This window comes from Paraglaciecola sp. IT1134, assembly GCF_058068185.1.
Map to the genome: position 1 here is coordinate 847,666 of NZ_CM176486.1, position 20,188 is coordinate 867,853.

General features: G+C 47.6%; 16 protein-coding genes and 1 other RNA gene. 4 read left to right on the forward strand and 13 right to left on the reverse strand.

Annotated elements, in window-relative coordinates:
- Positions 1-15 precede the first annotated feature (15 nt).
- From aroB to pilM, 7 genes are all read right to left on the reverse strand, one after another.
- Entirely contained in the window at positions 16-1,083 is a 1,068-nt protein-coding gene (gene aroB, locus AC3RV5_RS03790; protein WP_489730644.1) for a 3-dehydroquinate synthase, read from the reverse strand.
- 39 nt (positions 1,084-1,122) lie between these two features.
- Positions 1,123-1,638 carry a shikimate kinase AroK gene (gene aroK / locus AC3RV5_RS03795; RefSeq protein WP_489730645.1) on the reverse strand — a complete coding sequence of 172 codons (516 nt, stop codon included), beginning with the start codon at positions 1,636-1,638 and terminating at the stop codon, positions 1,123-1,125.
- A 236-nt stretch (positions 1,639-1,874) separates the two neighbouring features.
- Entirely contained in the window at positions 1,875-3,635 is a 1,761-nt protein-coding gene (locus AC3RV5_RS03800) for a type IV pilus secretin PilQ (RefSeq protein WP_489730646.1), read from the reverse strand.
- Entirely contained in the window at positions 3,628-4,164 is a 537-nt protein-coding gene (locus AC3RV5_RS03805; RefSeq protein ID WP_489730647.1) for a pilus assembly protein PilP, read from the reverse strand. Before AC3RV5_RS03805 ends, AC3RV5_RS03800 begins: the two co-directional genes overlap by 8 nt.
- A complete protein-coding gene (locus tag AC3RV5_RS03810; protein WP_489730648.1) occupies positions 4,161-4,772 on the reverse strand; it encodes a type IV pilus inner membrane component PilO in 612 nt (203 codons plus the stop codon). The genes AC3RV5_RS03805 and AC3RV5_RS03810 overlap by 4 nt, the downstream gene beginning before the upstream one ends.
- Complete coding sequence (locus AC3RV5_RS03815; RefSeq protein WP_489730649.1) at positions 4,769-5,353, reverse strand: PilN domain-containing protein; 585 nt, start codon at positions 5,351-5,353, stop codon at positions 4,769-4,771. Before AC3RV5_RS03815 ends, AC3RV5_RS03810 begins: the two co-directional genes overlap by 4 nt.
- Positions 5,341-6,417, reverse strand: coding sequence for a type IV pilus assembly protein PilM (gene pilM / locus AC3RV5_RS03820; RefSeq protein WP_489730650.1), 1,077 nt, complete (start codon positions 6,415-6,417; stop codon positions 5,341-5,343). The genes AC3RV5_RS03815 and pilM overlap by 13 nt, the downstream gene beginning before the upstream one ends.
- Positions 6,418-6,555: 138 nt before the next feature.
- Here pilM and AC3RV5_RS03825 point away from each other — a divergent pair, with 138 nt between their 5' ends.
- The 4 genes from AC3RV5_RS03825 (at position 6,556) to ltrA (ending at position 13,558) form a co-directional block, all read left to right on the forward strand.
- A complete protein-coding gene (locus AC3RV5_RS03825; RefSeq protein ID WP_489730651.1) occupies positions 6,556-9,198 on the forward strand; it encodes a penicillin-binding protein 1A in 2,643 nt (880 codons plus the stop codon).
- A 123-nt stretch (positions 9,199-9,321) separates the two neighbouring features.
- A complete protein-coding gene (locus AC3RV5_RS03830) occupies positions 9,322-11,010 on the forward strand; it encodes an NAD-dependent malic enzyme (RefSeq protein ID WP_489730652.1) in 1,689 nt (562 codons plus the stop codon).
- Between the two features lie 121 nt (positions 11,011-11,131).
- An RNA gene (gene rnpB / locus AC3RV5_RS03835) (RNase P RNA component class A) lies at positions 11,132-11,508 on the forward strand.
- A gap of 775 nt (positions 11,509-12,283) precedes the next feature.
- Complete coding sequence (ltrA, locus tag AC3RV5_RS03840; RefSeq protein ID WP_489728562.1) at positions 12,284-13,558, forward strand: group II intron reverse transcriptase/maturase; 1,275 nt, start codon at positions 12,284-12,286, stop codon at positions 13,556-13,558.
- A 436-nt stretch (positions 13,559-13,994) separates the two neighbouring features.
- Here ltrA and AC3RV5_RS03845 read toward each other — a convergent pair whose 3' ends face one another.
- Genes AC3RV5_RS03845 through AC3RV5_RS03870 form a run of 6 tightly spaced genes read right to left on the reverse strand, consistent with a single transcriptional unit; the run spans position 13,995 to position 19,941 of the window.
- Positions 13,995-15,062: an aldose epimerase family protein gene (locus tag AC3RV5_RS03845; RefSeq protein ID WP_489730653.1), complete on the reverse strand. Its 1,068-nt coding sequence runs from the start codon at positions 15,060-15,062 to the stop codon at positions 13,995-13,997.
- Positions 15,059-16,552 (reverse strand): glycerol kinase GlpK, encoded by a 1,494-nt coding sequence (gene glpK / locus AC3RV5_RS03850; protein WP_489730654.1) that lies wholly within the window; start codon positions 16,550-16,552, stop codon positions 15,059-15,061. The genes AC3RV5_RS03845 and glpK overlap by 4 nt, the downstream gene beginning before the upstream one ends.
- A 16-nt stretch (positions 16,553-16,568) precedes the next feature.
- Positions 16,569-17,303, reverse strand: coding sequence for a FadR/GntR family transcriptional regulator (locus AC3RV5_RS03855; RefSeq protein WP_489730655.1), 735 nt, complete (start codon positions 17,301-17,303; stop codon positions 16,569-16,571).
- A gap of 36 nt (positions 17,304-17,339) precedes the next feature.
- A complete protein-coding gene (locus AC3RV5_RS03860; RefSeq protein ID WP_489730656.1) occupies positions 17,340-18,242 on the reverse strand; it encodes an SMP-30/gluconolactonase/LRE family protein in 903 nt (300 codons plus the stop codon).
- On the reverse strand, positions 18,235-19,173 hold the full coding sequence (locus AC3RV5_RS03865; protein ID WP_489730657.1) for a 2-dehydro-3-deoxygalactonokinase: 939 nt from the start codon (positions 19,171-19,173) through the stop codon (positions 18,235-18,237). Before AC3RV5_RS03865 ends, AC3RV5_RS03860 begins: the two co-directional genes overlap by 8 nt.
- The gene (locus AC3RV5_RS03870; RefSeq protein WP_489730658.1) at positions 19,174-19,941 is read right to left on the reverse strand and encodes an SDR family NAD(P)-dependent oxidoreductase; all 768 of its coding nucleotides are present in this window, start codon (positions 19,939-19,941) and stop codon (positions 19,174-19,176) included.
- Between the last annotated feature and the right edge of the window lie 247 nt (positions 19,942-20,188).

Here is a 20,188-nt window from a genome sequence, read left to right on the forward strand (position 1 = left end):
ATGTTCCCATAGGAGCTAACCTAATAACTCACGCAGCAAGTCTTCAGATAGCTCGTGGGTCACAATTGCTTTACCTATGCCCTGGGGAATAACAAAATTTAGTTTGCCGGCCTGGACCTTTTTGTCATGCACCATGTGCTGCAAAAAGGTGTCGTAGTTCATGGCGGCCGGAGGGCATACAGGTAATGAGAATGCGCCTAATAAAGCTTCAATTCGTGCCAGTTCTTCAGGGCTTAACCAGCCTTTTTTAAGTGCTGCGCCACTAGCCAATACCATACCTGCGGATACGGCCTCACCATGCAACCAATTACCGTAACCTTGTTCAGCTTCAATCGCGTGGCCAAAGGTATGACCCAGATTAAGTAAGGCGCGCAATCCAGATTCACGTTCGTCAATGGCAACTATTTCTGCTTTGATTTCGCAGCAGCGTTTAATGGCGTATTGCAGACTAGGCATATCTTGGTCTTTAAGCAGGGATTGACTGTCTTCCAACCAGCTAAAAAATGCCTGGTCGTAAATGATCCCATATTTTATCACCTCAGCCATACCCGCGGAAAATTCTCTCGCTGGCAAGGTTTCCAGGGTGCTAGGGTCGATAAACACGGCTTTGGGCTGATAAAAGGCCCCAATCATGTTTTTGCCCAGAGGATGGTTAACCGCAGTCTTACCGCCCACAGAAGAATCTACCTGGGAGAGCAAGGTGGTAGGTATCTGAATAAAAGGCATACCCCGTTGAAAACTGGCGGCCACAAAACCGGTTAGATCGCCGACCACACCTCCGCCAAGCGCGATTAGGGTGGTATCCCTGGCCGCTGACATTTTCAGTAGTTCGGTGATCACCAGTTCAAAACTATGCAGGTTTTTGTGTTGCTCACCGTCTGGGATGATGATTTTTTGAATCTTCACACCTGGCAGATTATCAATAATCAATTGGCTATAGAGGGGATCCACCACATCATTAGTGACGAGTACCGCCTGGTTAGTGGTGATATAACTCGATAATTGATTGGACTGGTTAAGCAAGTCTGGTTGGATAAAGATAGGGTAGCTACGCTCACCCAACTTTACTGTTAATGTTGTCATAAGCGCAGCCCGTTCGAGGTGGAAATAAAATATCAGATATTACAGATTGATTTTCTCAATGATCTGGTTTGCCACAGCTCTGGCACTTTGTTCATCTGTATCAACGACATAATCCGCAGCATCCTCGTACATGGGATTACGTTCTTCGGCAAGTTTGCGCAATACTGATTCAGGATCATCATTTTGCAATAGCGGACGTCGTTTATCACGTTGGGTACGGGCCACTTGCTTATCTATGGTGGTTTGTAAATAGACGACTATGCCGCGAGCCGACAAGCGATTACGCACCGCTTTACTCACTACCGAACCGCCGCCTGTAGCTAATACTATGCCCTGCTTGTCGGTCAAGTCATTGATAACTGATTCTTCCCGAGCGCGAAAACCATCTTCACCCTCTAAATCGAAGATCCAGGCTATATCGGCGCCGGTGCGCTTTTCTATTTCTTGATCTGAGTCATAAAACTCTAAATGAAGTTCGTCTGCGAGGTGTCTGCCAATAGTGCTTTTACCTGCACCCATTGGACCTATTAAAAAGATATTACGTTTTTCAGCCATTTTTGCTTAGTTCACAATTTTGTTTATTTCAGGGGTAGAAATCTATTATCGCGGCTACCCTTCAATGGATTAACCTGACCTCGTTGAAATTTCGAGGGCGGGATTATCTCAGCTTTACCCTGAATTTTGCAAGCTTTGTTAATCCAAGGGCAAATTAAAATGCATTTTGCCGCTTTGGCGCAGGAAAATATGCTGCGTTAAACAACTTATTTAAGCTTGGGGGATCAGCCTTAAGGTCATTGTATACCTATGTTTTCGATAAGTATCTTAGGGGTGACAAATATCAGTAATTCGCGTTTTTCATTAAGCACTGAAGTATTTTTAAATAAATGTCCGAGTACGGGGATATCACCAAAAAACGGTACTTTGACAACATCATCGGTACTGGTTTGTTGGAAAATGCCCCCTAACACTATGGTTTCACCATTTTCCACAAGTACCTGGGTACTGATTTCTTGAGTATCGATAGCGATGGCTGGACCGGTTGAGGTTTGCACGGTTTCTCCTCGAGTATCCTGGGTGACAACCAAGTCCAAAATAATTCGGTTGTCCGGGGTAATGTGTGGTGTGACCTTGAGGCTCAGCACCGCTTTTTTAAATTCCACTGAAGTTGCCCCGCTAGACGTGGCTTGCACATAGGGGATTTCCGTACCTTGCTCAATATAGGCTTCATGCTGGTTGGCTACGGTAATGCGTGGGCTGGCGATGATTTCGCCTTTATTTTCAGACTCCAAAGCGGATAACTCCAAATCCAAAATGGTGCCATCTACCAGGCGTGCTATTTGCAGGCCGATGCGACCGGCCGGATTAGTCACGGGTAAATTGACATTTAATCGATCGTCAATACTGGGCACAGTGCCACTGGCTATGCCGTCAGCCCCAGCCAAAGATCCGGATATGCCGGTGTTATCACGTTTATCACTAAAGCCCCATCTTACCCCGAGCTGCTCGCCAGCGTTGTCTCGCACTGTCACCATGCGGGATTCTATTAGGACTTGCTTCACGGGAATATCCAGGGCCACCACCATGGCCCGAGCTTCGTCTATTGATGCCTGGGTATCACGCAATAATAGTGTATTGGTACGTTCATCCACAGCTACTGTGCCACGGGGGCTTAAGATACTGCTATCCCCGTTTTTCAGAATATTGGCAATATCCAGTGCCTTGGCGTAGTTAATTTGCATGTTAACGGATTTCACCGGGGCAAGCTGGGCGACCTGCTGACGGGATTGTAATTGTTGGGTTTCCCGGGCCGCCAATTCTTCCGAGGGGGCAATCAATAAAATATTACCTTCCAGACGTTTATCCAGGCCTTTTATCTTGAGGATCATATCCAGAGCCTGATCCCAGGGCACCCCGCTTAAACTGACAGTGACATTGCCGCGTACTGTATCGGTAGTGACCAGGTTGAAGCCATTTACCTGGGCGATGATTTGCAACACTTTGCGTACCGGCACATCCTGAAAGTCCAGGGAAATGGCTTCGCCGCTAAAATTATTTTCGGCGGTTTTTTGCGTCTCATCGACTTTGTTTATTTCTATGACGAGGCGGTTGCCGCTCTTTTGTTGCTTGAAGATCGTATCCCCCATGAGGGTAAACTCGACCAGGGTGGCGGCGGGAAGTTGAAAGGTTTCAATCAATTTGACCGGCGTGGCAAAATCTTCCACGTTGAGAGTAAACAATTGCTCATCCGCCAGTTTAGTTTTAGGCAAGGTGATGCGCAATTTATGTTGGGATTCCACCAGTTCAATTTGATAACCGTCATTGTCAAACACTAATGTGGTTGCAGCCCCGTCGTTGTCCACACGTTTAAATTGGATATCCTGTAGCTGGCTAGTGAAAGTGGTCTGACTGGCCGAGGCGGTATCGATAAGCACAGGCGAGGTTTCCTGAGCATAGGCCGCCACGTGCACCCAAGATAATATCCCCAAGACTAGATAAGGGCTTAAATTTGGCAGCGAAGTGCTGAGTTTGCTGAAAACGTGACGCTTAGACATTATTTTCTCCTGTCTTTGCAAGCATGCTCAATTGGGCCTGTTTTTTCTGCCAACACCCTGTGCCATCCGGTAACATTTCACTGTATGCAACAGTGCCATTTTTTTGGATAGCGGTGATCCTGCCAAAAAAGAGTCCGAGGTAATCTCCGACTGTTGCTTTGTGTAGGTTACCGTCGTTAGTCTGGATCAGGGTCCAGTTTTTATTATTGCTCGTGAACATGCCGATCACTTGCATGGCATCTGCCCCGTACTTTTCTAATGTTTGTTTGCTGTGGGCAAAATCCGGTTGTGGGCAGTTTTTTTGTTGCACAGGTGCCTGAGTCTGCTGGGCGTTATTCAGCCGTTGAAACGGACTGCGTAGCGTGTTGGCAGAGTAGGTAAAGGCAGGTGAGGTAGTAAACTGTGGGTAGGGCTCTATTTGCACCGGGGTATTTTGCTTTACCTCAGCTATGTATTTTTCCAGGTCGTTCATCTGAGGGTTACAGCCAACCAAAAACACTAGGGTCACAACCAAATACATGGATTTCATGGTGCTTGCCCCCCTTGCTGCTCTGCTTGGTCGGTACGGTAGGTTTTTGCCCCCAACGTTAATTTCAAGGTGGACAGCTCCTGGCTAACCGCAAAGTCGTGTACTGTCACTATGCGCGGTAGAGCCGCAATATCGGATACAAACTGGCCAAAATCGTGGTAACTACCTGTCACCTCAATCTGGATTGGCAGTTCGGTATAAAACTCTTTGGGCACCTCTTTTTGCCAGTTGAGTAACCTGAATGTCAGGCCTGCCGAAGTGCCCACAAAGGTAATGTCGTCCAGCAGACCTGGGGTTTCATTGCTGTTGGGCAGAGATTTTAACATGGACGAAAAATCTTGCTGAAGCTGGCTTAATTGCTCTTCATAAGCTCCAAGGTTGACCGCAATACGGTATTTGGCTTGATAATTTTGTTTCAGGGTTTGCTCTTCAAGCTGGACCTTGTCCAGGATCGGCAACTTGTCTTTAACCAGTCCATAGTAGCCGCCCACCAAAGCAATAATAGCCACAAATAACGCCACTAGACTTTTGATTTCAAAAGGCCAGATAGCCACTTGTTCGAAATCTAAATCGTTAATTTCTTTTAGCTTGTTAAAATCAAACTTCATTTTTTAACCGCCCCGGGTTGCACTGAAAAATCCGGCGCCACTAAGGGACTGATGTCAAAAGTGAGTTTGAAGTCACTGACCGCATCTGAGGCGGAGGTGTCGGCGACTATGGAGGATAAATCCCCGCTGCTAAATACCTCAGACTCATCTAGTTTACGCATAAAATCTGCCAAGCGGTTGTTCGAATCGCTGATCCCCAGCACTTCTACGTGGTTACCCGAGCGAGAAAAGCTGCCGAAAGACACACCATTGGGCACCAGACGTACAAGTTCGTCCAAAACTATAGGGGCAGCATTACGACTGACTTCTAACTGCTCAATGAGCGCCATACGTTGCTCAATGGCCTGTTTACGCTGCTGAATATCCTTGATCTGGACTATTTGTTGGTCAACTATGCTAATTTCATGCTCAAGGTAAAGATTTCGACTTTTTTGTTCGGCAATGAGATTGTCCATTACCATACCAGCGGCGAACATCAGGCCTACCATCGCCAGCGCCAGGGCCACTAACATGGTCAGATAATTCTTTTTTTGCCGTTGGCGTAATGCTTCTCGCCAGGGCAGCAAGTTTATATGTGACAAGAATTAAGGCTCCGGGTGGCCAGGCCTGCTGCGATAGCGAAATGGGGAGAGAGTTCGGCCAAGGGCTGGTTAGTTTGTGCGTTAGTGGTCATGTTGGCCAGCGGGTTAAATACAGCTACATCCATACCCAATTCCTGTTCTAAATCGGTGTTTATGCCGGCGAGATTACTCGCCCCGCCGCTGATCCATAATTGTGTGGGCCGCGGAAGATGGGTGGTGGTGACATACATCTGTATGGCACGGCTAATATGCTGTTGCAGGTTTGCCAGAAACACAGGGTAACAGTCTTGACGCCAGTTAGCAGGTAAATTACCCGCGAGCATTTGTTGTTCGGTGATGTTGCGGTCCTGGTTATAAGTGATACATATTTCTTGGACCAGGCTATCTATGCCGAAGTTGTGATCCTTGTTGTATACCACTTCGGAATTTTTCAGAGCGCAAAATTGCAGTTGTGATGCACCAATATTAATGCAGCACTGGATTTGTGCTGATGCTGCGTCAGTTGTTTGCCGGGAAAAGTAACTCATCGCCGTGCCCAAGGCGTAGGTTTCGATATCTACCACTTTTGCTTCATAACCGACTTCGCCGAGCAGGGTTATGCGTCCGTCGACCGTATCTTTGTGGGTAGCACTGAGCAACACTTCAACTTTGTTGGGGTAATTTTGACTGATGCCAAGTTCTTCAAAATCCACATATACATCTTCCAGCGGATAGGGGATCAAGCTGTCGGCTTCGATTTCTATCTGGCTTTCAAGCTCAGCGTCTGACTGGTCCGGATCCATATAGGCCACCTTAGTGATGACTGACGCGCCGGAAACCGCTATGGCCACGTTTTTTACTTTGCTTTTTAAGGCCAGTTTGACTTTTTTCAGGGCATTACTGACGGCTTCGAAATCTTTAATTTCCCGCTCGGAAAACGCATTACCATTTATCGGTTCACAGGCCGTGGCCAATACTGTGTATTGTTCCTGATGTAGTTCAAGCAAAAGTGCTTTAACATAGCGGGTGCCGATGTCTAGTCCTATCATCTGCTGTGGCTTTTTAGCCAAAAGTTTTTTAAACATTGAGGATCCCGGCGCCGTAATACAAAATTAACATTTTGCTATTATTGCTTAAATTTTATTTATTTATGGTTCTTATAACGGTACTTAGGTATAAAATATGAGTTATTTCTTGCAACCTGTCTCGGTAATATTGTTTTGGTGAAGTTTTTAAAGTCCGCATTACTCGTTTTATTTTTATCATGCCTACTCGGTATTTTAGCAACCTTAGCCCTGTATTTTTATATGAAACCTGAGCTGCCCAGTGTCAACATGCTCAAAGATGTTCGTCTGCAAACACCTATGCGTGTTTATACCCAAGACGGCAAATTAATCTCCCAGTTTGGCCTGAAAAGGCGTATTCCGCTAACTATAAACGATGTTCCCCAGGATCTCATCAACGCAGTTCTGGCCACAGAGGACAGCCGCTTCTATCAGCATCCGGGCATCGATCCTATTGGTATGGCTCGTGCAGTGATTAATCTGATCCTTACCGGAGAAAAAGGCCAAGGGGGCAGCACCCTGACCATGCAACTGGCGCGAGGATTCTTTTTAAGCCGGGACAAAACCTATATCCGCAAGATCAAAGAAATCTTTATTGCCTGGCATATAGAACAATTGCTGAGTAAACAGGAAATTCTCGAATTGTATTTGAACAAGGTGGAACTTGGCCACAGGTCTTATGGTTTTGGAGCCGCGGCGCAAGTATATTATGGCAAAACCGTAAAAGAACTGACCTTGGCGCAAATCGCGACTATTGCCGGACTTCCCCAGGCGCCCTCAGTGCTCAATCCCATCAGTCGCCCGGATCGTTCATTAATCAGACGACGAGTTGTCTTATTACGTATGCTGGACGAAAACTATATTACTCGGGCGCAATTCGATGAAGCTGCAGCCGCGCCAGTCACCGCGAAAAAACATGGCGCCGAAATTGAGTTTGAAGCCCCCTATTTAGCCGATCTGATATGGAATGAAATGGTCCAGTTGTATGGCAAGGATGAAGCGGAAACTGGTGGTTATCAGGTCTACGCCACCGTATCTTCAGATATCCAACAGGCAGCCCAGCAAGCGGTGCAACGTAACTTACATGATTATGATGAGCGCCATGGCTATCGTGGTCCGCTTGAGCAATTGTGGGAAATCCCGGACGTGCCAGTCAGCATTGAGCAGGGGAGCTCAGCCATATCAAAACCTGCCAGTGAGCCTTGGGAAGAGCAAAAAATGCTTGCTTATCTGCAAAATTATCAAACTTTCGAAACGCTGCATCCGGCTATTGTGGTTAAGGTTAACGAACAGGATATCCGTATCTTTACCCGTCAGGGAGACTACCGAGTGATCGACTGGGATGGGTTAGATTGGGCTCGGCCTTATATTAGCGATACGAGGCAGGGGGCTGATCCAGAGGTTGCCGGTGATATCTTAACCGAAGGTGCGCTTATACTTCTGCGCCAGCGGGAAGATGACAACCATTGGCAGCTCAGCCAATACCCGGATGCCAGTAGTGCACTTATTGCCTTAAATCCCCATAACGGCGCCGTGCAAGCCGTGGTTGGCGGTTACAGCTTTTACCAAAGTCAGTTCAATCGCGCCACCCAGGCTAAACGCCAGGTCGGGTCCAACATTAAACCCTTTATTTATTCTTCTGCGTTGGCCCATGGTTATACCGTGGCCAGCGTGATCAACGATGCGCCGATAAGTCAGTGGGAAAAAGGTTCGGGAGATGCTTGGCGTCCGGAAAACTCGCCGCCAGAATACGATGGGCCGATTCGCATGAGGGTCGCCCTGGGCAAATCTAAAAATGTGGTTTCGGTGCGTCTGTCACGGGCAGTTGGATTAAACAACGTGGTGCAATATCTGACACGTTTTGGCTTCAATTTAGGGGATATACCCAAAGATGAAACCCTGTCTTTGGGGTCGGGATCCCATACCCCGTTAGAAGTCGTTACGGGCATGTCGGTGATAGCCAACGGCGGCTTTTTAATTCAGCCCTATTTTATCCAGCGTATTGAAGATGATTATGGCCTAGTTCTGTGGCGGGCCAATCCGACTAACGCCTGTGATCCCTGTCAGGCTCAGCAGGCTGAGCATGAACCATCAATAGATGAATTAGAAATGGACGTTGAAGCTAGGCTTGCCGCCGAGTTCAGTGGCAGCGGTATGACCCAGCCAGCCGCTAAACTTATTCCCCAGGCCCCGCGCGTGATTGCAGAGGATAACGCATTTTTAGTGGCAGACATGATGCGTACAGCTCTTAAAACTAATGGAAACTGGAACAAAAAGACTTATTGGCAGGGCACGGGCTGGCGGGCTAGTAATTTGCTCAAACGCGGAGATATATCTGGTAAAACCGGTACCACCAATGACTCCCGGGATACCTGGTTTAGTGGCTTTACCAATGATTTAGTCGCCACAGTGTGGGTTGGCTTTGATGACATGAGTCGCACCTTGGGCCGTGCCAGCCGTAATCAGAACTTAATTAACAAAAACCCGCAAAAATTTAATTATATCGGTAATGCCATGATAGGCGGCGAAGACGGTGCTAAGGCCGCAGAGCCAGCCTGGATCCGTTTTATGCAAAAAGCTCTGGATGGAGTACCGGAGAAAAAACGTCCCATGCCGACCAATATCATCAGTACACGTATAGATGGTGAAACAGGCAAATTAACCCAGCGCACGGATCATACTTCTTTATTCGAATATTTCAGCCAGGGCAGTGCGCCAAAAAATTATGTGAGCGATAGTGAATTTTTTGACCCTGCAGAGGATGTTGAGCAAGACAGCAAACCAGTTGAAGACATTTTTTAGGGCATGATAACCCGCTGGATGCCCTCCCGTGCCTAATGTGTGTTTTTGGGCACGGCTATAGCGCCAAATAATTAGAAATTTTCTCGGTTGCACAGGCATCCACATCAAACAGGACATTGAGTTATGACTACCCAAACGCCGAAAAGCGCGTTGTATATCCCCCATGCGGGCCCATCTTTGTTAGAGACCCCACTGCTGAATAAAGGCAGTGCGTTTAGTGCCCAAGAACGTGTAGCTTTTAACTTAACCGGACTTATTCCACCGCGTTACGAGTCGATTGAAGAGCAGGTAGGCCGGGCCTACATGCAGTATTCTAGTTTCAAGGAGCCGATCAACAAACACATCTATTTGCGGGCTATTCAAGATAATAACGAAACCCTGTATTACCGGCTTATCCAGCAACATATAGACGAAATGATGCCGATTATCTATACCCCTACAGTGGGGGATGCCTGTGAGCAATTTTCGGATATCTATCGCAGCTCCCGGGGATTGTTCATTTCCTATTCAGAACGCCATCAGATGGATGACATCATTCGTAACGCCACCAAGCGCAAGGTCAAGGTCATAGTGGTCACCGACGGTGAACGGATCCTGGGGCTGGGTGATCAGGGCATAGGCGGCATGGGGATCCCCATCGGCAAGTTATCTCTGTATACCGCTTGTGGCGGCATCAGCCCAGCCTATACCTTACCTGTGATGCTGGATGTGGGCACCAATAACGAGAAATTGCTCAATGATCCTATGTACATGGGGGCCCGACATAAACGTATTGGCCAAGCCGAATATGACGAGTTTGTCGACCTGTTCATCAAAGCGGTTGTTAAGCGTTGGCCGGAAGTGATGCTACAATTTGAAGATTTTGCCCAGCCCAATGCCATGCCACTATTGGAAAGATACCGGGATAAAATTTGTTGTTTCAACGACGATATTCAGGGTACGGCGTCGGTGACAGTGGGGACTTTGTTAGCGGCTTGTAAAAGTAAAAATGTTAAATTGAGCGACCAAAGGGTTGTCTTCGTTGGTGCCGGTTCCGCAGGCTGCGGCATTGCCGAGCAAATCATTATGCAGATGCGTAGTGAGGGCATATCCGAGTCACAGGCTCGCAGCCAGGTGTTTATGGTGGATCGTTTTGGCCTGGTTAGCCAAGATATGCAGGGTTTGCGCGACTTCCAGTTGCGTTTAGCCCAGCCCACAGATATTCAGTGGCAGATAGCAGGGCAATATGCATCTCTGGTCGAAGTGGTGAATAACGTTAAACCCAGTATTTTGGTCGGGGTCTCTGGCCAGGCGGGATTGTTCACCGAGCAGGTAATCCGCGATATGAAACGCCATTGCAGCTTACCTATCATCTTTCCCTTGAGTAATCCGTCACGTCAGGTGGAAGCGACTCCTGACCAAGTGATTGAATGGACAGGCGGTGAGGTAATTGTTGCCACCGGTAGCCCATTTAATCCGGTTGTATTCCAAGGAAAAATCTATCCCATTGCCCAATGTAATAACAGTTATATCTTCCCGGGTGTTGGCTTGGGGGTGCTGGCCGCCAAGGCAAGTCTGATCAGTGATGAAATGTTAATGGCGTGCAGTGCGGCGCTGGCTAATGCATCGCCTTTGGCCAATGGTACAGGCAGTGAGTTATTACCTCCCCTTAGATGCATTGCCGAACTGAGTAAAAAAATCGCTTTCGATGTAGGTAAGGTCGCCCAGAAACAAGGCCTAGCTCTGGAGGTCAGCGATGAAATATTGCAAGACAGAATAGACGCTAACTTTTGGAAACCTGAATACCGCCCCTACAAACGCGTCAGTATTTAACTTATTAGTGCACGGCGCGACGAGTTTACCCCACTGCTGCTAGCCACTGGCAGTGGGGTTTTACCCTCAACCGGTTAAAGCGGATTGTATGTTTTGTCTAACCTGCGTAGAATCCCGCTCCGGAGTTGGCCAGGCAATCGCTGCTTATTGGGCATGGTTACGTAAGTAACTGCGCGTTAATAGGGGGAGGAAAGTCCGGGCTCCATAGGGCAGGGTGCCAGGTAATGCCTGGGCGGCGCAAGCCGACGACAAGTGCAGCAGAGAGAAGACCGCCTAAGCGCGTAAGCGCCGGTAAGGGTGAAAGGGTGCGGTAAGAGCGCACCGCACCGCTGGCAACAGTGTGTGGCAAGGTAAACTCCACCCGGAGCAAGACCAAATAGGATCTCGTATGGCGTGGCCCACGTTGAGATCGGGTGTGTTGCTTGAGCCAGTGAGTGATTGCTGGCCTAGATGAATGATTGTCCTCGACAGAACCCGGCTTATCGGCCAGCTCCACCTCTATCTATCAACCGCCTGTCATGCAGGCGGTTGATTTTTGTTTGCCCAGCGAAGCTGGCAAACCCGTCCACTTGAAAGATAGTGGAGTCACCCTGACTAAGGGGAAGATAATCTGAATGGCAAGTGCGCCACTGGCTAACGGTGGGGTGTGAAGGAAGCCATAGGAAGTTAGAGGTACACAACTAACCGTAACCTGTTTCGGCGGTATTGGTGGGTAAGCGTCCAAAATAGCGCGAAGCCCAATACTTAGTCAGACCAATGCTGTGATTGAGGGTGGGATTTCTAACAGGGAGTCAGTGCAGTAACTGGGGAAGCCTGGCATCTAAACTTACTGTAAGTAAGTGGTCTAAATTCAAGGGGAAACCCAAGGTTTATGGTCGGTGTGAGGTGGCAGATGAACCCGTAGTAGTGAGTAAGGCTAGGCCGATGAAAGCCAGTAATGGTGTGGAGGATAAAACCAAGCCGACTATCAGCAGTGTGTCTGGTAGGGTCAATTTTAGCCAAAAGCTTCAATTGATTGCGAAGGGGGGAAGTATTCTTTAAGCGTATGAAAGACGAGGAATTTAGTTTATCGGCTCACAAGTGTTTCGACGGAAACAGCCAAGACATGACGGCCAAGCAGGAATGTGGACGCTGAGAATAGAAGGGCGAGCAAGGGAGTAATGACCGACCGCTTAGGCAGATTGCCAATAGGCTAGCACACCTAATGTCATCATAAAGGATCCACCGATAAGCAAAATAACACGAACCGACATACCGCAAGCAAAGGTAGGAAATGACAGTTTACTACAGCTTGTACGGACAATTGTTAGATATCAACAACCTGTACAAGGGATTCAAAAAAGTGAAAGCTGCTAAAGGAGCGGCCGGAATAGATGGGCAGTCCGTAGGCGCATTCGCTCTGAATTTAGAAGCAAACTTGAAACAACTGCAACTTGAACTGCAAACCAAGCAATATCGAGCGCAGCCAGTCAAGCGGGTAGAAATACCTAAAGACGACGGCAGTATAAGAATGCTTGGTATTCCCGCAGTTAGAGATCGTATAGTGCAACAAACCCTATTGAACATTATCCAACCGATATTCGACATCGATTTTCACCCATCAAGTTATGGGTACAGGCCGAAACGAAGCTGTCATGACGCTATCAGCAAAGCGACGGTGTTTATACGTAAATATCATCGTGACTGGGTTGTCGACATGGACTTGTCCAAGTGTTTTGACTTACTGGATCACGAGTTAATTCTCAGCAGTGTTAAACGCAAAGTGACAGACGGTAGCATTTTGAAGCTGATTAATCAGTTCTTGAAAAGTGGGGTAATGATAGGCAATCACTGGGAAGTGAGTCAGGTAGGAAGTCCTCAAGGCGGAGTAATCAGCCCTTTGTTGGCTAATATCTACCTAGATGCTTTTGATCAAGAAATGAAACGACGAAATCACCGAATAGTGAGATACGCCGATGATATATTGATCTTGTGTGGCACGGAAAAAGCAGCACAAAAGGCATTACAGACAGCGACTCAGATACTCGAAAAAGACTTGAAGTTAACCGTCAATCAGAAGAAGACGCATATTGCTCATAGTGGCAAAGGAGTCAAATTCTTAGGAGTCGAGATAGGTAGCCAATGGACACGGATACAAGCATCGAAACTCACAGGTTTTAAACAGAAAGTTAAGCAATTAACCAAACGTAATGGCGGGATAAATTTAGCTGAAGTGATAAAAAGGCTAAACCCTGTGATACGAGGTTTTGTGAATTATTTTAGTATCGCCCATTGTAAACGAGAGTTGCAAGCCTTGGCAGGGTGGATAAGACGAAGATTAAGGGCAATCCAGTTGAGGTTGTGGAAAACGCCATTAAGGCTACATCGACGACTAAAACAGCTAAAGTACAAACCACCGTTTAAGCTAATACAGATGAACACGTGGCGCAGTGCAGCCAGCCCTTTATCGAGTTATGCCATGCCCAATCAATGGTTTGTAGAGCTTGGTTTATATTCAATAGAAGACGTCAGGACAGGATGGCTTGCTTCATCAGTTACTAGGAAGTAACGGATGAAAAGTGAAGAATACAGGAGCCGTATACGAGGTCCGTACGTACGGTTCTGTGAGAGGGATGAGGCATAAGTCTCACCCTACTCGATTTTGGGTTAAATACAACGACCCCGCAGAGTCACTAAAAAAACAGCACTTGCTGTCCCCGTATCCCTACAACCTGTGACTGACACTCTCTATAACCCAAACTTACTCGCTAGCGAACATTCTCAGTCATTATTGATAATTCGCTGGTTATTAATAAATCGTCTTCACCTTGAAGAAAATGAACGGGAATTTTAACATTAAAGCCAAATCCATAGTTTTGAAAAAGCCGTCACCATTTATCCCACTATTTTGGACATAAAAAAATCCTCACCGGCAATCCTGTCTTTTTCATAAACAGATGAATTTTTAGCTAGATGAAGGTTGAGAAACTTGTTCGATTGGTTTGTCAAAACTCAATTGCGTATTGCGTACAAGAATAAAAGCGTTCTCCAGCTTTTAGAACTGCACTGGGGAAGTGAGCTTGATTGGGAGCGTCGGGATAAAACTGGGTTTCAAAACATAAAGCGTGATTGACACCGTATGCTGTGTTGTTTTTACCCATAGGCTCCCCTGACAAATAATTGGCTGTATACAGTTGCATGCCGGGCATGGTGGTATACACACTTAAGGTTCTACCACTTTTAGGCTCCACAGCTTTGGCCACATAAACCGCTTCTGTTAGCTGTGGCTGATATCCATCCAGACACCAGTTGTGGTCAAAGCCGTTGCCAATTTTAATTTGTGCATGTGATGATGCCAGGGGTTTGGCTAACGTAACCAGCTCTTGCAGATCAAAGGGGGTGTTTGCCACGCTTGCCTGTTCACCTGTGGGGATAGCATTTTCATCTGTGGGCGTGTAATGACTGGCCAATATCTGCACCTGATGCTGGTCAACCGAGCCACTTTGATGCCCACCCAGGTTAAAATAGCTATGTTGGGTTGGGTTGAACAGGGTGTCGGCGTCACTGCTGGCGGTATATTCAATCTTCAGGCTGTTGTTAGCGCTTAAGGTGTAGGTCACTTTCGCCATGAGCTGCCCTGGAAAACCCTGATCGCCATCCGGGCTCATCAAGCTCAGCGCTAATATAGGTTCTTCATTGTCGGCTAAAATCTCAGCGTGCCAAAGGCGGCTGTTGAAACCGTTTTTTCCACCATGCAGGCAATTTCCGCCTTGATTAACATCCACAGTATGCGGAACTGCGTTTAAGGAAAATTGACCTTTGGCTATACGGTTGGCATACCTGCCCACCACTGCACCTAAGTAGGCTTGATCTGTTAGGTACTCTTCAATACTATCAAATCCCAGTACTATGTCAGTGGGTAACTCTGTGGGTGTGTTACTTGGCACCAACCAGCGGCGAATAATGCCTCCCAAAGTCAATATATCAACTTGCATACCCTGGGCGTTGGTTAAACTATATTGCCAAACCTGTTGTCCATCGGGTTTAACGCCAAATAATTTGCTAGTGATCATTTTGCATACCCTAAGGTGCATTGCACCGCGTTTTCCCAGGCACAAAGCAGTTTCTCTCGACGCGCTGCAGACATAGCAGGTGTATAACTATTATCCACCTTGTTCATGCTCGCCAGCTGTTCACAGGACTCGTAAATGCCGGCTTTTAACCCGGCTAGATAGGCGGCGCCTAAGGCCGTGGTCTCCATGATTGTGGGCCGCTCAACGGTGACATTCAATATATCGCTTAAAAATTGGCAAAGCCAATTATTGGCCACCATGCCGCCATCTACACGCAATTTTTCCAGAGATACGCCATCTTCGGCCATCGCTTGTAATAAATCCGCGGTCTGGTAACAGACTGACTCTAATGCCGCCCTGACAAAATGGGCATTGGTCGTGCCTCGCGTCAAACCGAAGATGGCTCCCCGGGCATCTGGTGCCCAATGAGGTGCACCTAAGCCGGCGAACGCAGGCACCATGTACACCCCATGATCATCTTCAACACGCTTGGCTAAGGCTTCGGTTTCAGCGGCACTTTCAATCAACATCAGGCCATCACGTAGCCATTGTACTGCCGCCCCGGCAATGAAAATTGAGCCTTCCAGAGCGTAGTGGGTGGTACCCTGGATAGTGTAGGCTACAGTGGTCAGCAGTTTGTTTTTTGAGGTAAAAGCTTGTTCACCCGTATTGAGCAATACAAAACAGCCGGTGCCATAGGTACTCTTGATGGTGCCCGCAGTAAAACAGCATTGGCCAATGCTAGCTGCCTGTTGATCCCCCGCCACCCCTAAAATAGGCAACGAGAAACCAAATAAGTCTTTTGCGCTGTGTCCGTAGTCATCGGCACATTCTTTAACTAGAGGTAACATAGATTGGGGCACGTTAAAGATCTCGAGCAACTTATCATCCCACGCCAAGTCATGAATATTAAACAAGTTAGTGCGACTGGCATTGGTTACATCGGTGGCGTGCACCTGGCCGTTGGTTAGGCGCCACACCAAGAACGAATCTATGGTGCCAAAGGCTAACTCGCCTGCTTGGGCGCGCTCCCTGGCTCCTTCGACGTTATCCAGGATCCAGGCGACCTTAGTGGCTGAAAAATAAGGGTCAAGTAATAATCCGGTGCGAGATTTAACTTCGTCAAGCAAGCCGTTGTCTTGCAGCGTCCGGCACGTAGAGGCGGTTCGCCTGTCTTGCCAGACGATGGCGTTATATATGGCTTGGCCGGTACTTTTGTCCCACACTACTGTGGTTTCCCGTTGATTGGTTACGCCTATGGCCTCGATACGCGCGCCTTTCGCTATGGCTTCGGAGATCGCCTGGCGGCACACCACCACAGTCGAGCTCCAAATATCTTCAGGGTCGTGTTCAACCCAGCCATCATTTGGGTAATGTTGGGTAAATTCCTGCTGAGCCACAGCAATAATCTTTGACTCAGGCGAAAATATAATTGCCCTAGTTGAGGTGGTGCCTTGATCTATGGCTAAAATACAATTCGGGATAGTCATGGAAATTGTTTCCTGGTTAGCTGATTAGGTTTTTTTTGTCTTGTTCTTCTTTTAGGGCGCCGTTGAGCAGGGTTTTCGCCTCCAACAGCAATTTGCGCATTTGGGCTTCTGCGGCCTGGTGATCCCCAGCTAAAATGTAATCCAATATTTGCTGGTGATCTTGCACGCTGGCCCGATCCACTCCTTTGAAGCGGTTAGTGATGCGAATACTAAAACGTAACGCCACCTCTATGGTATGACGCATATTCCAGAAAAAGCGATTGCCACTGGCTTCCAGTATACCCACATGAAAGGCAATATCTGCGTCCAGATGATCGTCTTCCCCGCGGGCAGCGGCATACATTCGTTCAATGGCTTGGTTGAGCATGATACGGTTTTCATCGGTTATGTGGGTGGCAGCCAGCCCTGCAGCCGCCGGCTCTATGGCCAGGCGCATATCGACGAATTCAGAGATGATGGGCAGGGAGCCTTTACGCTCTAATATCCAGTTGAGAATATCAGGATCAGATAGATTCCACTGAGACTCGGGCAATACTATGGTGCCGCGCCTTGGGCGAGCATTTAGCATACCCTTGGCGGTCAGCATTTTTACCGCTTCACGAAGTACCGTTCTGCTGGCGTCAAACGACTCACATAGTGCGGCTTCGGCTTTTAACGGCTCTCCCTGAGGATGCTCCCCCAAGGCAATTGCCCTGCCTAACGATTGCACTATGTGGCGGGTAAAGTTGCCGCTAAACATTCTGCTGGCCATGTTATTTCCTATTTCTTGTTATTAATTGATTATTCATCATTGATTTTTTGACCCCGCTATTGCCAACTGGCAAATGGGTTCTTCTAGCCCCTGATAGGGGGTTTCGAATACAAATACGTTTCCGTCACTCGATGGGGGATTTTGCGACTCAGTTGACAAACCGTCAGTGGCTGAGGTGACAAAAAGATGTTGCAGACTGGGCCCACCGAAGGTTACGCAAGACGGTTGTTTGCAAGGCACGGCTAACGTTAATACCAGTTGCCCGTCGGGCGCGTAACGTTTAACACTTGAACTCCCCCACTGGGCATTCCAAAGAAAGCCGAGCGTGTCAACACATGAGCCATCGGGAAAGGCGTCGTCAGCTGTGTGCACCCAGGGGGTGAGATCTTTGAAATCCCCACTTAAAGGATCGAATTGGCCGCGGCTGATCAGATGTTGGGCCGAGTCGGCAAAATACATGGTTTTGCCATCCGGGCTCCAACATAGGCCGTTGGCAATGTGCACATTGCCCAGCATTTTTTTAACCTGAAAATCCTGATCCAGACGATACAGTCCGCCACGTAGATGACCCTGCCCTTCGAGCATAGTGCCGGCCCAAAAACGCCCTTGACGGTCTACCCGACCGTCGTTCATCCGGGTATGAGGTAAATCCGCCTCGATTTCACTTATCCAGAGTAGCTGTGCACTTTGTGGCTGAAAAAACGCGAAGCCGTTTTCAAAGGCACATATCAGCCAGTCTGGGTGCTGGGTCAGGCCAAACGAACAGAGTCGTTGCGGGCAAGCATAGCGCTTTATGTTGCCGCTAAAATCCCAATAGTAAAGTTGTCTGGCTAATATATCTGTCCAATAAAGGCACTGTAGGCGGTGATCCCAAATAACGCCTTCTCCCAGGGAATTGTGGACTTCGATTTGTGTGACCAGACCAATAGACTCATTCATCGGCGTTATCATTCCAGTTAATCGAGGCAAGAGCTTGTAGGCCTAATAAGGTTGCTTCTTCGCTACTGAAATGTTCAGTGGTGATACCCATATATTCCAAGGCTTCCATATATAAGCGGGCGATATGATCAGAGCCGATAACGGCCACATGGGAAAATATATGGAAATCCTGCATGGCGGCTTTGACATCACAACCAATCAGCAAACCTGACAGGTAACCAGCGGCTTGCGCATTGCTGTACTTATCAATCACCTGAAAGGCTCTGGTGGCGAATACGGTATGTAACAAATTGCTCGAGTCACGCATACCAACTTGCAAGCCATGGGTAAAACTGCTGTCACACCAAGTGAAATTTGACCCGGCTGTGAGCAATACGCTGTGGTGATTCAATACTTCATAGAGTTCACCCACCGGACTGGTGATAAATGAGGCAATTTTTTGCTCTTTAAGAAGGACCCATTTCGTATGGGTACCAGGCAAGCAGATAAGCCGTTCGTGACCACCCACGCTATGCTGGGATAAAAAACCAAAAATCTGGGTTTCTTCACCGCGCATAATATCCGGCAGTTTATGTTTATTTACACAAGATAAGCCGGGTAATATAGTGATTTTCACCCCTCGGGCAGTGAAATGCGTGGCCGCCGCTAACATATGTTGCTTGTCAGTGGGACAACTGACATAAGAAGTTTGTTTCCAGCCTATCTCTGCACCTACTGTGCCGATCAAAAACACCGGCACATTGCCATATTGACCGAACCAGGGCTGGCATAAGCTGAAAAACGCCTGTTCGGGCTCCTTTGCGTGTTTGATGCCAGGCCCAGTCGTGCGCTCCAATACGGTTAAGTTCTGCTGATTGAAACGGCACAGGTACAACCGACAAACACTGGTGCCCCAGTCGCCTAAGATAATAATGTCAGAGCGACGGGTCACCTAGGTACGGCCCGCATCAATAATGAATTGTTGACCTGTGATCATGGCGCTGTCTTGTGCGGCAAGAAATAATGCCAAATTGGCCACCTGAATGGGCTCCAAAGCCCCATGCAAGGCTACGGATTTTTGCCATTCCTTGTCGGCCTCGGGAGTCAGCCAAAGATCCAGTTGACGGTCAGTTGCCACCCAACCGGGAAGAATAGTATTGACCCTGATCCCGTATTCACCGTATTGGTTGGCCAATGACTTACTCAAACCGTTGAGTGCTGCTTTGGCAGCCACATAACCGGGCATTTGCTTGGGCCCAATCAATACGTTAATCGAACTGAGATTGATAATATTGCCGCTATGTTTGAGACGCATTAAACGCAGCGCACTTTGACAAGCAAAAAAAGTGGAATCCAAATTGATCGCCATACAATCACGCCAACCTTGTTGATCAATTTCTAAAGGAGAGTGACGTGTGTCATTTGCGACATTGTTGATCAGTATGTCCAAGCCATGATGTGAATCGTTGATGCTGGCTATAAATTTCTGCAAAGCATCGATATTTGTCATGTCCAAATGTTCAAAAGTAGGCCGTCTGCCCAGACTGGCATGCATTTTCTCACACAGCGCTAACCCTTTATCTTGTTGAATATCGATAAAGATAACGTCTGAATGCTGGCGCATAAAAGCTTCCACCATTACCGCGCCTATACCAGTGGCACCGCCAGTTATCAGTATCACCTTGCCAGTCAAACTGGGATAGATGGCAGAATTATTCATTGCTCACTCACGTGTTGAAATTAGGTTTCATTATTATAACAGCCATGATTGAATGCCTCATTGGCAGTAATGTCTCACGGTTTATATATAATATGATATTACTTATTTTCAATCTTAACTTACTTCATTTACATTTTTAACCTTCTCTTACATATCTATTCTTTGGACACTTTAGCCTGAATAACAAACGACTCACGCGGTCTAACGGCCAATTTTCAGAGGTGGGGTGACGCTATTCTGCGCCAGT